Below are 14572 nucleotides of genomic sequence, written 5' to 3' on the forward strand. Positions count from 1 at the left end.
TAAATATTAAACTTTATCGAAATTTATTGTGCCATGAACAAATATAACAAAAATAATACCGGCAAGTTAGAATAGTCTGTTGAAATAGTATACAAAGAAAAGATGGTTCTCACCATCCTTTAATATCTTATCTAAAATAGTTAGTATTTATTTCAATTACATTGACAATTGTTCATACCATTCTTTCTCATTTTCAATAAACTCACTAAGTTCTTCATCTTCATTAATGTAATCAATAAAATCTGGATGAAGACCTACAGCTATATTAAATGCTCGTTTAGCGTCATCATATTGATTTAATCTAATTAATAAGCAACCTTTATGATAGTGTAAAAAAGATTTTCTTGGGTTATTACTAATTCCATCTTCAATAATTCTTAAAGCTTCAGTATAATTTTTCTCATTTTTATAGATTAAAGCTAAATTAAGAAAGCTATAAGGATATTTCACATTACACATAATCGCTCGCCTGTAATACTCTGTTGCTCGCTTAAAATTTTTCATTTTATTTAATACTACGCCAAGATTAAAAAGTACCATATAATGGGTCTGATCAACTTCTACTGCTTTCATAAAATACTCAAGAGCTGTTTCATTATGGTCTTGTTCTTCATAAATACTACCTAAATTCACAAGACACCAGAAGTCCTCTGAATCAATTTCTAAAGCTTTTTTGTAGTATTTAACGGCATCTTCTTTATCACCGACTAAATCACAACATGATGCCAGGAAAAAATAAGCTTCTTCATAATATTTATCTAATTCAATGGCTCTTTTATAATAATCGATGGCCTTCTTATATTCTTTAACATTATCATAGAGCATGCCAATACAGTAAAACGCTCTAGCTTCTTCAGGGTCAGCTTCTATCGCTTGATTAAATCTTACTAAAGCCTCTTCATATTGATTAAGTTCTTCATAAAGCAAGCCAAAATCTATCAAAAAGTCTGCATCATATTTACTATCTGGGTATGAGTTTGCTCTCTTAAAGAATAATAAGGCCTTCTGAAGTTGTCCTTCTTCGTAAAATTTAGAACCTAGTACTTTATTATTCGTATATTTATAGTCTAATGCCATTAAAACACCTCTCGTGAAAATCTTTTGCAAATGTTTTCTATCAGTTATATTCATATAATTGCCATTCCTACCAGTTGTCCATACTTCTATACAGTATGTTTATAATGATAACAGGTCAATTAAATATGATACAACAGTTGCAGGCTTATTGTCAACAGCTTTGCAGATGGATGAATTATGCAATTATACGGCTACTCTTACAACATTAAGCAACTTTACTTGACCTTTTTCATCTAAAACAATGTCTGCTTTACACTTTTCACCTGTTTGAGGTAAATACATATCATATCCAGCAATCTTCTTATCACTCAATAAAGTCCTCATTAACTCATTCTCTAATTTAACACCATACTTTTCTAGAACGTCTTTCCAAATAGTTAAAGAACACCCTTGCTTCCAATGATCACAATAATAAGCTTTTGTATTCTCATATACAGAACCGTACTCACATAAAGGACACTTACCAAAAGTTTTCTTCCCTGTGCTCCTTTTCTTTTTACCTGGTTGCATAGGAAAGACAATTGTAGTCTTTTCATTAGCGGCATGTCCTACAAGATAATCGACATAACGATTTATACTGTCCATAAACTTATCAGGTGCCATAGTGCCATCATGAATGCGCTTTAGACCTCGCTCCCATTTCCCAGTCATCTCAGGTGTTTTAATCTGTGGTGGTAAAGCACTTACCAATTTTATACCTTTTTCTGTAGGTATAAGTGTTTTACCTTTTCTTGTTATATAACCTACATGTATGAGTCTTTCTATTATAGAAGCGCGGGTGGCTGGTGTACCTAGTCCCATTTCCTTTAACTTCTCTTTAATGGCTTCGTCTTCAACAAACTTCCCAGCATGCTCCATGGCTGAAAGAAGACTTGCTTCAGTATAGGTCTTAGGAGGTTTTGTTTGCTTTTTATTGATAATCGCATTTTTAACCTCATAAGTCTCATCTACTTGGATAAGAGGTAATTCATCAGCCTCTTTTGGTACTTCATTAAGAAGCACTTTCTTTACTTCTTTAAAACCTAGATCACTAATATGCTTGCCCTTTGTTACAAATGACTCATCATTTACCATGGTGATGATCTCAGTAGCTTCTTCTTGATAATGAGGATAGAATGCTTCAATTAACCTTGCTGCTACTAACATATATATCTGAAACTCATCTTTATTCAAGCCTTCTAATTGGGGTGTTACATTAGTGGGTATAATTGCGTGGTGATCTGTAACTTTTTTATTATTGACAATACGTTTAGTAAATTTTAATTCCTTAATCTGCTTAAGCAATGGAGTAAATGGTTGTCTATTTAGTTTATATAGTGTTTCTCGTACTGTATCTTTCATATCATCTGTAATGTATCTACTATCCGTTCTTGGATAAGTTAATAATTTTCGTTTCTCATAAAGATCTTGGGCTATACTTAAGGTTTTTTTAGCCGAATAGCCATATTTTTTATTAGCATCTCTTTGAAGCTCAGTCAAGTCATAGAGTAAGGGAGGGGGTGTTTTTTTATTCTTCTTTTCAACTGAAGCAACAACTCCGGTTCCATAGTGTATCTTTTCCATTAATCTAGTAGCTTCTGCTTGAGTCTTTATCTTTTTATTATTATCTTTATCAATCCAAGTTCCCTTATACTCACCAAAATCAGCATCTAACTCAAAGTAATCCTCTGGTTTAAAGTTTTCGATTTCATGATGTCGTTCAACAATTATTGCAAGTGTCGGAGTCTGAACTCGCCCAATACTTAACAAAGTATTATATTTAAGGGTGAAAGCCCTACTAGCATTCATACCCACAAGCCAATCTGCCTCAGATCGACATTTTGCAGAATAATAGAGGGTATCGTATTTCTGCCCATCTTCAATATTATCAAAGCCCCTTTTTATGGCAATATCCGTCATACTTGATATCCATAAACGCTTAATAGGCTTTTTGCACTTTGCATGATGATAAATATATCTAAATATCAACTCACCTTCTCGTCCACTATCTGTACCACAAATGATATATTCAACACTCTTATCATTCATTAATTTTTTTACAATATTAAACTGAGAAGAAGTTTTACGATTAACTCTTAACTTAACTTGTGCTGGCTTAATGGGAAGATCATCTGTACGCCAAGATTTGTATTTTTCGTCATAATGATGGGGTTCTGCTAACGTAACTAAATGCCCTAAAGCCCATGTAATCATGTATTCATCTCCATCAATATAACCATTCTTTTTAGTCTTACACCCTAATACTTTTGCATAATCTCTCGCAACCGATGGTTTTTCGGCAACAACTAATACTTTACCCATATTTCACCAATCCTATTTTACATTTTTCTAATGACATCCCTCTATTATAACATATTTTTTAAGCTTATCGCAATCAATCCAATTTGATTTCTAAACCTTCTACGTGTCGTTTACTCATTATTTTATTCTTTTTTCTATTCTCCTTGGACTGAAAGATGATATCAAAATCATAATCATCCGGATAAAGCTCATTGGCTGAAATATATGGCTCCACCCTTTTTATAGGAACGTAAGTTTTCTTACCTTTAATTTGAACTCCAACTTCCCCTTTATCATTCTCCATTTCGAAAATGATACCCTGCTCATCTAAATAAGGTACTTTAACCATATCTCCAATCACTAATTCAATTTTCTTTCCATGGTTTTCTTTGATAGACACCATGGATGTTTTCTGCTTCTTAGCTCTCTTATAAGTATTTCGACGTTCTGTTGTAGATGTAATTGAAGAATAGTGTCCTTCTTCTTCATAAGTTATTTGATGGGCGCGTTCAATTAGCTTATGGTCAACACCCAATTGTAACGCAATGAGAAAGGCATTACTTTCTCCTGGTTTACCAACTGTTAATTGATATAAGGGTTTGAGAGTCTTAATATCAAATTCCATTCTTCCGTTTTCAAAACCACTATGCTCAGATGCAAAATTCTTTACCTTAGCATAGTGTGAAGTTGCTAATACAACAGCCCCTTGGTTATATAGTCGTTCCAGGACAGCTATAGCGATACCTTCCCCTTCGACGGGGTCTGTTCCTGCTCCTAATTCGTCTAATAAAATCAAAGCATACTTGTTAGCAACATCTAATATATCCATTATATTTGTCATATGAGAAGAAAAAGTACTTAAAGATTGCTCTATACTCTGGCCATCTCCGATATCAACAAAAATTTCCGAATAGATGCCAAAATTACTCCCTTCATCAACTGGAACATGGAGTCCGGATTGAATCATTAAGGTTAATAATCCTACCGTTTTTAAAGCAACAGTTTTTCCTCCTGTATTTGGACCTGTAATGACCAATGCTTTAAAATCCTTGCCCAGCTCAACATTTAAGGGTACTGCATCTTTCCCAAGGAGAGGATGGCGTCCATTGATGATCTCTGTAAATTGCTCAAGATTGAGTTTAGCCTCTCGTCCACTAATACTTTTACTATACTTTCCTTTAGCAAAAATAAAATCATAGTAGGTCATAGTCTCTATGTTTATTTTCAACTCTTTTAAATAGGACTTTACTAACATGGTCATGTAATAAAGAATTTGATAGATTTCATCTTTTTCTTCAATCTTTAAACCATCTAGCTGACTTCTAAGCTTACTGATAGGCGCTGGTTCTATGAAAACTGTTGATCCCGTAGAAGATGTCTCAACGATCGATCCTTTAATCTTTTTTTTATACTGACTTTTAACTGATATAACATATCGGCCATTTTTTTGGCTTATAAAATTATCTTGTAAATAAGGACGATAATGTGGTGATTGTAAGATCGTTTCAAGTTTGCTCTTTAAACGGCCTTCAACTACATAGATTTCCTTCCTAATGCGCTCTAAATTTGAACTAGCATTATCATTTATATTGTTACGGTAAATACAACGATCTATTTCCTGATATACATCTTCTAAATTGTACATGGAATAAGCATAATTAGATATCTGAGGTGCTATAAATTCTTTTGACCCCATAAAGTCTTTTACTTTTTGAATACCACCTATGAAAAATCCTAGATGACTAAAATCTTCTGCTGTTAATACAATATCTTTTTCAAGTTTGTCAAGAATAGAATCAATCCCAGCAAGATTCTGTATAGGTATAGAAGTTGCCGTTTGCAGTATTTCCCTCACTTCAGTAACTTCCTTCAATTGTCTCTTTATCTTTTGCTGATCTGTAGATGGTTTAAGTTTCATAATCATCTCTTTACCTAGTTCAGATATAGCAAACTCTGCTAAACTTATTTTAATTTTATTATATTCTAAAGTCTCTAATGCTTTAATATTCAATGTTAAAACCTCCGCTAAATATACTTTTCTTCAATACCGTTTTTATTTATCATAACGCAGCCTTCACATTAAATGCTTTATACAACAATTAGATATATCGATTCCTTATCTCAAATCAATTAAATCCCAGCACTTCAAATGAATTAAATAACCAAACAAAGAAAAGGTTGAAAATGCTTACACATTCTCAACCTTTATTATCATATATATACATACCCGTCCCTACATCAAGTTACACACTAAAAAAGTGTATAGATTAATAAGGAAATAAAACTCTAAACAGATATAGTGAATTTATATAATTAAATCAAAGGCATTTTGCGTTAAACATTGATAAACACAAGTCAATTATCTCAAATCAACGTGTGTACTAAAAAACGGCACAATTAATAAATCCTTCTATAGGATTATCTTACCATCTTTTAATTCAATTAATAGTTTCATTATCTAACAATGCTTAACATAAAAAACTCCTTCTACTTCTTAATTAAATAATTCATTCATATTATATGCTTTTTTATAATTGCTGTCAACACCTATTGAAAGAAAATATTATAGTAAGCAACAACAGACTACTTAAATAAGTTAAAGGGATAAATGTCTTTGGTTTCAAGGTTGTATGTGATATCCTTTTTCGTTTTAGGATGCTTAAAAGTAAGCTCTCCAGCCCACAATGCTATCTGAGTCCATTTTTTTGCTTTTACAAAAGTCTTATTATATTTATTATCTCCCCACAAAGGTATCCCTGCATGTGCCATCTGAACTCGAATCTGATGATGCCGTCCTGTAATAAGTTTTATTTCCAGTAAACTTAATATTCCTTCTTCAGTCGAGACACTCCCTAAACAATGGTAATTCAATAGAGCTTCTTTAGCACCTGATGTATCTTCTGAAACAACCTCCGACATATTGACTTTTCCAAGCTTCTTCAAATGATTGATCAGCATACCTTGTTTTTCTTGAGGCTTCCCACAAGCAACTGCGAAATAGGTCTTTTCCATTTTTTTATTCTGAACCTGTTGGGATAACTGAGAATTGGCAAACTTTGTTTTTGCATAAACCATAATTCCTCCTACAGGGCGATCAAGACGATGTATTAGTCCTACATAAGGTTTTTTCACTTGATAGGCTTGTTTTAAATATTCTTTAATTACTGTTAACAAATCCATGTCACCAGTAGGATCGCTTTGTACAGGGACTTTGGGTGGTTTTTCAACTATAATAATATGTTGATCTTCGAATAATATATTAAGGGACATTTCTCTCACCTTTCATCTGCTTTAATCTTACTTTCAATTCATTCTAAGCTTTTAGAAAACTAATGTCAAGAAATACCTCCCTGATACCATTTACTACAATATACCATATTATTCATTGTATTATTGCTTTTTTATAGTATAATGAATAAGTGAATTATTTTCACAGATATTTAAAGCGAAAGGAGATTTATATGCAAAAATCACTAAAGCATTTAGTAATTATTACCATGTTTGTTATTTTAACAGTTATCAATGTTAAAGCTGAAACGAGTTACTCACAAAATGCTAATTCCTTTTTTGAAGACGGTAGCTATTTCTTTTATGGTGCAGAAGATTCTGGTTTAATTAAAATTAATAAACATAACCATGAAAAGACTGTACTTTATAAACAATATATTAATAATATATATGATGGCAATGAAGTTATTTACTTTGATATGGTAGGAAAGAAGGGTATTTACTCCATAACCAAAGAAGGTACTGACCTCAAGAAAGTTATTGATGTACAAATACAAGATTTCATCTTTTTTGATGATTATTTTTACTACATAGCCGTCGAAGATTTAAAGATACATAAAGTAGATAAAAATGGTAAAGAACATGTAACAAGTAGTCTTAATTTTTATAATATCAATAGTCCATTTGATAGTTTAGTCGTTTATGGTAACGAACTCTATGTAAATAACCCGGATAATGCCATTTACAGTTTAAATCTTGAAACATTAGATGGCAAACAAATTATTCCTTTAAATGATTACTGCACTCATTTTTATGTTGATGATCAAAGAATATATTATACAACAGGTTATTATGTCAATGAACTTTATACTTATGATCGCTTAACAGGCAAAACTACTTTAATTGAAGATAGTGTTAATAGTTATTTTGTTTTTGATAATAAAATTTACTACAACACGGGGTCAGGGTTAAGTTCAGATCCTACTAAAACTTTTGTATATGATTTAGAGAATGATAAAAAGGATTTCTTTCCATTAAATTTAGAAGGTTATTACTTTGATACATACAAAAATTATATTCAAGTAGGTGGTGAGGTTTATCAATATGTGGATGGGAATTTCAATTTTATCCTGAATGAGATTGATGAAGCTGAATTCAGTAAAGATCTTTATGTTGACATATTAAATAAAGCCTTTAAAAAATCTCTTAATCAACCCTACATTCAGAGAGAGAGCCTTTATAAGATTGACTTTGATGATCTCCAAAGAAATCTGAAGATAGTTGAAGCTTATGATAGTAAAAGCCATCTTGGTTACTATAACACAGAAGATACTTTCTACTATAGTGGTAATCAATTCATCTCCACAGATAGTTATTGGTTTACTGACGATTGGATAATCTCTGAATACGGCTCCAATGATTTGGAGATATACACTTATTTAGGTACTTTTGATGATTATGCACCTGAAAATTATAGCCAGTGGCAGTCTGAACTATTAGATTCAATCCAAGTAGATTTTTATAATGTTTCAGAAAATGATAATTACTATATATATGAACTCAATAAACATACTACTGAAGATGTTATTTATAGTGACAATTTCAATATTTATATGCCTGATGAAGGTATTATTGATTATGATAGCTACCTCCTCATTAATAAAAACACTGGTCTAGTTGATACAATACTCTGTAAAAGTGAATTTAAACCTACAAGTTATCAAGCTAGTAAAGACCCCGTTTATCGTCCTTATAACAATGTAGAACTAGAGATTGATTTTACATATAAAGATGAGCCTATACTAACAGCTACTGATACATTAAGAGATTATATTACTAATCTAGAATCGTTTATTAAGTTATCTAATCAAAAGAATGGAAATATAGTGAACCTACCAGAAACCTTAGAAAAATATATTGAAGAAAGGAATCTTTATGAGATTTATTATTCAGCTTTTCTTAATGGTTATGATGGTACAGCAAACGAAGAACTTTACAATAACTTTTTAGTTTATTGCAAATATAATCCTGATGATCTTGAAGCTCTATACACTTTATTACAATATGAACTTAATCACAAAGATACCTATAGTTCTTTTGCTTATGGCGCTTTGATGGGAGATTGGTATTATCGTTCGGAAGCTTATAACTTACTCTACGCAGACTTTGTTTGGAAAGGTGATTTTGAAGCTTCTGATGTACTGCTTGAAAATTGGTTAGTAGATTATCCTTGTGATTCAAGAGCAATTGAAGCTATGATTGATACCTATATTTACTATGAGCAATACGAGGAAGCTATTACCTATGGAAATGATTATTGGTACTTTCTAAGTGATACTGCTCATTGGTACCTTGCTAGAGCTAGTATGGCAACATACGACATGATTAATGCTGCTGAGCATTATGAATACGCTTGGAACATTGATAATCTTGATTATTTATATGATTATATGTCCTTCTCATATTATCAGATGAATTATGAAAAGTCACTAGAATGCGCTAATGCTATCTTAGCTATTTATCCTGATGATTTTACTGCTCAGTACTTTAAAGATGATATTGAATCCAATGATTTACTACTAGATGGAGCAGCATTAGTTAATTTATTTAAAAACAACTATTTATTATATGAATCAAATAGCGAATTGAATGCTTTAGAAGAAGAACTCAAGAAAAAAGAAACTTTATTACCTGAAGAAATTCAAAAGTATTTTGACACAGTAATAAAGGAAGATGACCACTTTTCTTATCTATTTGGGATAGAAGAAGATGCAAACATACCTGAAAGCAAAGTCACAACAAAAACAGGTGATCAAGCTTTATATATTGGCCTTGATCAATTTGGCTTGAATGCCAGTGATCAAGTCATTGAAGCATTAGAAAAAGTAGATAATCCCAAAGTTACTACCTTAATCCTTGACTTCAGAAATAACCCGGGTGGTAGTACTTATGAAGCTGATCGTATTCTAGATATATTGCTACCTGACGTAATTCCGGCTACACAAATCACCAGAGATGGTTCCACAGATTCGATGTATTCTGACGAATTTGCACTCTCATTTAAAGACATTTATGTATTAATTAACAACAAGAGTGCTAGTGCCTCAGAATTAGTTACATTAAGTTTATCCGAATACTTGGATAATGTCACTGTAGTTGGTCAACAATCTTATGGCAAAGGAATCGGTCAAACAACATATACTAATTTAGAATATGGCTACGAATTGTGGTTGGTCAACTTTTGGTGGAACGTAAGACAAAAAAACATTAATGAAGTAGGTATTACACCGGATATTATCGTGGAAGGGGATACCCTTGAGGATTACTTAAAAGCTCTTCCAGTGAAAGCAACATTGCAATAGCGTTATTTAAGGTATAACAGTTATTAAAAAAAGGAGGTTGATCTATTTATATCAACCTCCTTTTAATACTAATATATTAACCTCAAAATCCTATTATTTTATAGCTTTATTCTTCTATATTTATCTCAACAGCATTTTCTATTATTTCTTGAGGTACAACAATTTCATCAATATCATTCATACGAATATCACTAATTTTTATGAGAAATTCTTGAATTTCTACTTCTTCGCTTGAACTTGTTAATTCTTTAAAAATAGCATTTATATAATCTGCTAAATCTGCTTCTAAACTTATAAGTGCACCTGTTTCTGCATCATATTTGTAAGTTAACTCTACAGCATTCAGTAACATTAAATGACTACTGTCCAAACCAACTTCTAGTAGCATATCACCTACTAATGTATCCATAAGCTCAATGCCTTCTTCATCCATATTGATAGTCATCTCAATGGTATAAACATTTCTACCATCAATAACTTCTTTATTAACTAATCTGTAATGCGCAAATGACTCTGCATCTGTAATTGTTTCCATATCTATCATTGAATTTATATCCATGACTTCATATGGTGTTCTATATTTTTCGTAGACAATTTGACCTGTTGTAGTATCTTCATATGCAACATAATTAACTAATTCATTGCCGTCCTGTAACATGTACATATCAGCATCAAGAGGTATGATAACTTCTTGTCCCAGCATAGCAATTGCTACATCCCCCTTGATAATATTTTTCATTGCTAATGGTTCTAAAATATACTCTGAATCAAAATTCATTAGCATTTCCATGTAAAAAGGTGTCCCCTGATCTACCATGTTTAAACTAAAATATGTTTCAGTAGTAAAACTAAGACTTTCTGCATTCTCATATTGAGTTTCAGCATTATTTAATAGATTACTTAAATCTTCTGTAAAATAGAAACTTCTAAGATTTAATGTTAAGGATTGTTCATGCGTCGCTAAACCTTTTGGATCAAAAGTATTGTTACCAACACCTTTTACAAGGCCATTAGCTTTTGCAATTTTAATACTCTCTTCAGACCAGAATGAAAAACTATCTTCATCGCTAAAGGTTGATTTTAAATCTTCATTAATTAATTCACGACCTAATTCAAGTTCTAACATCTTCATCGCGTTGATGTACATAACGACTATTTGTTCTCTTGTTACATTGGAGTCTGGCGCAAATAAGCCTCCACCTATTCCTTTAACTATACCCGCTTGGTAAGCCTTTTCAATATACTCATCATCAGTATCTGTAAAAGGGTTAGTTTGAGGTACTTCTAATTCTCTACCCAAAACTTTTTCTGATAAGACAACAACCAAAGTAGCAAATTCCTCTCTACTTGTGGCATCTCTAAAACCTTGACTGGTGGCTTCTGTTGCAAGACCTAATTCTTTTACCTTATTTACGTTATCTTTCGCCCAATTTGATGGTTCATCATTATTCCCAGCTACAGCTGTTGATGTTAGCATTAAGAATACTAACAAAAGCATTAAAAGTTTTTTCATCTTTGATGTCTCCTTCCATAGATGTCACCTATGATTATAACATGATAATAAAGTATTTTAATCCGCTAAAATTATCCATATTTTATAGTCATCATAGAGTACAGCGCAAGAGCTCTCCATTATAAAAAGAGGTAGTTCAACAACATGAACTACCTCTTTATACTAAACTATAATTTTTTTGTCTATAATACTTCTCTGATTACCGCTCTAACTAAAGAAACAAAATCTTGTTTAACTCTTGTAGCCGTTTCAGTAACTTCTTCATGTGATAATGGCTGATCTAAAATACCTGCCGCCATATTGGTTAAGCAAGATATACCTAACACCTTAATACCGCTGTGAACAGCAACGATTACTTCTGGAACAGTAGACATACCAACAGCATCTGCGCCTAATGTTCTAAACATTCTTATCTCTGCAGGTGTTTCATAAGAGGGTCCAGAATAACCACAATAAACACCCTCTACTACTTCAATCCCATTAGTGGAAGCAACAGTTTTAACTTTTTCTCTTAAGTCTTTGCTATAAGCATCAGACATATCAGGGAATCGAACACCAAACTCTTTAAGATTATGACCCATAAGAGGATTGGTACCCATGAAATTTAAATGATCACTGATTAACATTAAGTTGCCGGGTTTAAAGTTTCTATTAACAGCGCCCGCTGCATTAGTAACAAGTAATTTTTCTACTCCTAATAGTTTCATAACACGTACAGCAAATGTCACTTCATTCATATGATAGCCTTCATAGAAATGAAATCTTCCTTGCATAGCAATAACTTGTTTCCCCTCGAATTCTCCAATTACAAAACGTCCTGCGTGACCTTCAACAGTGGAAACTGGAAAATGTGGAATATTGCTGTAATCTATTAGTGTTGCATTATCAATTTCGTCAGCTAAGTCACCTAAACCTGAACCTAAGATCATACCAATCCCAGGCTCATCATTGATTAGCTCTTTCATGTATTTAACTGCATCTTCTATCTTATGTTGTAACATATTTACACCTCTAAGTTGTATATTATCATACTTCATTATAAGATATATCTCTACTTAATATCTTCTAAGAAACTTTCTCCAATAGCTATTTTCTCCACATCAAAGATTTCAGCAATTGTTTGACCGATATCTGCAAAAGTCTTACGAGTACCTAAGTTAATACCTTCTTTGATTGATTTACCATAAATCAAAAGAGGAACATACTCTCTTGAGTGATCTGTACTTGGAGTTGTAGGATCACAACCGTGGTCAGCGTTGATGAAAAGAATATCATTCTCAGTCATTTGATCAGTAATCTCTTTAAGTCGTGTATCAAATGCTTCAAGACCCTTTGCATATTCAACATAGTTATTTCTATGACCCCATTTAGAATCGAAATCAACAAGGTTTGTGAAGATTAAACCTTTCTCTTGTTTCTTCATATATTCTAGAGTTTGATCTACACCATCCATATTATCTTTTGTATGAATAGCGTCTGTAATACCTTTGTTAGCAAAAATATCTTCAATTTTACCAACACCTGTTACTTGATGACCAGCCGCTTTCATGTAATCTAAAACTGTATCAATTGGTGGCTGAAGTGAGAAATCTCTTCTGTTAGCCGTTCTTTGCCAGTTGCCTTCTTCACCAATAAAAGGACGGGCAATGACTCTTGCTACAGCATGCTCATCATTTAACATTTCTCTTGCTATTTCACATATTCTATAAAGCTCATCAATTGGAACAACATCTTCATGAGCAGCAATTTGAAATACACTGTCCGCAGATGTGTATACGATAAGATTTCCAGTACTAACATGTTCAGTACCTAGTTCATCTAAAATCGCTGTACCGGAAGCAGGTTTATTACCTAACACTTTTCTATTTGTTTTCGCTTCAAACTCTTCTATAATATCTGCTGGAAAGCCATTTGGATAAGATGGGAACGGTTCCGTAGAATGGATACCAACCATTTCCCAATGACCTGTTGTTGTGTCTTTTCCATTTGAAATTTCACCCAAACGCGCGAAACACCCTTTTGGTGCATCTGTACGATCTAAGTTTTTCATACCATCAATATTACCTAATCCTAAATGAATCATATTTGGAATATTTAATCCACCAACTGCTTTTGCAGTATTTCCTATAGTATTGCTGCCCATATCGCCAAATTGGTCAGCATCTGGTAATTCGCCCATACCAACACTATCTAAAATGACCCATATTACTCTATTGATCATCATTAACATCTCCTTTCAATTTCTAATAAATTAGTTAGATATCTCTTAATGCATAGGTTTATTGTATGTCAGTTTAAAAATTCTTATTATAACTATTTTGTAATTGCATAGGTTTTACAATTATAATTATAGTTAAATTGTTCTAATTGCACAATAGTTTTTTGTAAAATATTTTTTTAATTTTTTATTGACAAAAATAACCTATGGTCGTATAATATACTTGTATCTAATATTTATTATTTGTTAATAATGATTCAATTTGAATCACTGATATTTTGAGGAGGAAATTAAAATGAAAAAATTTATATGTACAATCTGCGGCTATGTTCATGAGGGTGAAACAGCTCCAGAGAAATGTCCACAATGTAATGCTCCAGCTTCAAAATTTGTTGAGCAACAATCTAATGAAGGATTAGCTTGGGCTGACGAACATCGTATCGGCGTTGCTAAAGATGTAGACCCTGAAGTTGTTGAAGGTTTAAAACAAAACTTCATGGGTGAATGTACTGAGGTTGGTATGTACTTAGCAATGAGCCGACAAGCTGATCGTGAAGGTTACCCTGAAGTTGCTGAAGCATATAAGCGTATTGCTTTTGAAGAAGCAGAACATGCTGCTAAGTTTGCTGAATTATTAGGTGAAGTAGTTGCAGCCGATACACAAAAGAACTTACAAATGCGCGTGGATGCTGAGCATGGTGCTTGCCAAGGTAAATTAGACTTAGCTAAAAAAGCTAAGCAACTAGGTTACGATGCTATTCATGACACAGTTCATGAAATGTGTAAAGATGAAGCTCGCCATGGTGCAGCATTCCAAGGTTTATTAAAGAGATTTTTTGGATAAATAATAATTCCAATCCTTATATAACTAAGTAACCCCTATTCTCATGAATA

9 protein-coding genes are annotated in these 14572 nt (G+C 32.5%); 2 read left to right on the forward strand and 7 right to left on the reverse strand.

Features of this window, described 5'->3' with window-relative positions; genetic code table 11:
* Nucleotides 1-156: 156 nt before the first annotated feature.
* From C1Y58_RS10560 to C1Y58_RS10575, 4 genes are all read right to left on the reverse strand, one after another.
* Nucleotides 157-1077, reverse strand: coding sequence for a tetratricopeptide repeat protein (locus C1Y58_RS10560; RefSeq protein ID WP_170311572.1), 921 nt, complete (start codon nt 1075-1077; stop codon nt 157-159).
* A gap of 183 nt (nt 1078-1260) precedes the next feature.
* Entirely contained in the window at nt 1261-3378 is a 2118-nt protein-coding gene (locus C1Y58_RS10565) for a DNA topoisomerase III (protein WP_105616009.1), read from the reverse strand.
* 73 nt (nt 3379-3451) lie between these two features.
* Nucleotides 3452-5368, reverse strand: coding sequence for an endonuclease MutS2 (locus C1Y58_RS10570; protein WP_105616010.1), 1917 nt, complete (start codon nt 5366-5368; stop codon nt 3452-3454).
* A 572-nt stretch (nt 5369-5940) separates the two neighbouring features.
* Nucleotides 5941-6627, reverse strand: a complete 687-nt coding sequence (locus C1Y58_RS10575; RefSeq protein WP_105616011.1) for an RluA family pseudouridine synthase — start codon at nt 6625-6627, stop codon at nt 5941-5943.
* A 191-nt stretch (nt 6628-6818) separates the two neighbouring features.
* Here C1Y58_RS10575 and C1Y58_RS10580 point away from each other — a divergent pair, with 191 nt between their 5' ends.
* Nucleotides 6819-9947 (forward strand): S41 family peptidase, encoded by a 3129-nt coding sequence (locus C1Y58_RS10580; RefSeq protein WP_105616012.1) that lies wholly within the window; start codon nt 6819-6821, stop codon nt 9945-9947.
* Nucleotides 9948-10053: 106 nt separating this feature from the next.
* Here the strand turns inward: C1Y58_RS10580 and C1Y58_RS10585 are convergent, their stop codons facing one another.
* The 3 genes from C1Y58_RS10585 to C1Y58_RS10595 form a co-directional block, all read right to left on the reverse strand.
* Nucleotides 10054-11460, reverse strand: coding sequence for an S-layer homology domain-containing protein (locus tag C1Y58_RS10585; RefSeq protein WP_105616013.1), 1407 nt, complete (start codon nt 11458-11460; stop codon nt 10054-10056).
* 182 nt (nt 11461-11642) lie between these two features.
* Nucleotides 11643-12461 (reverse strand): purine-nucleoside phosphorylase, encoded by an 819-nt coding sequence (locus C1Y58_RS10590; protein ID WP_105616014.1) that lies wholly within the window; start codon nt 12459-12461, stop codon nt 11643-11645.
* Nucleotides 12462-12511: 50 nt separating this feature from the next.
* Complete coding sequence (locus C1Y58_RS10595) at nt 12512-13678, reverse strand: phosphopentomutase (RefSeq protein ID WP_334293838.1); 1167 nt, start codon at nt 13676-13678, stop codon at nt 12512-12514.
* Nucleotides 13679-13973: 295 nt separating this feature from the next.
* Here C1Y58_RS10595 and C1Y58_RS10600 point away from each other — a divergent pair, with 295 nt between their 5' ends.
* Complete coding sequence (locus C1Y58_RS10600) at nt 13974-14522, forward strand: NADH peroxidase (RefSeq protein WP_105616016.1); 549 nt, start codon at nt 13974-13976, stop codon at nt 14520-14522.
* Nucleotides 14523-14572 lie beyond the last annotated feature (50 nt).

This window comes from Vallitalea okinawensis (assembly GCF_002964605.1).
Lineage (GTDB): Bacteria > Bacillota > Clostridia > Lachnospirales > PQDH01 > Vallitalea_A > Vallitalea_A okinawensis.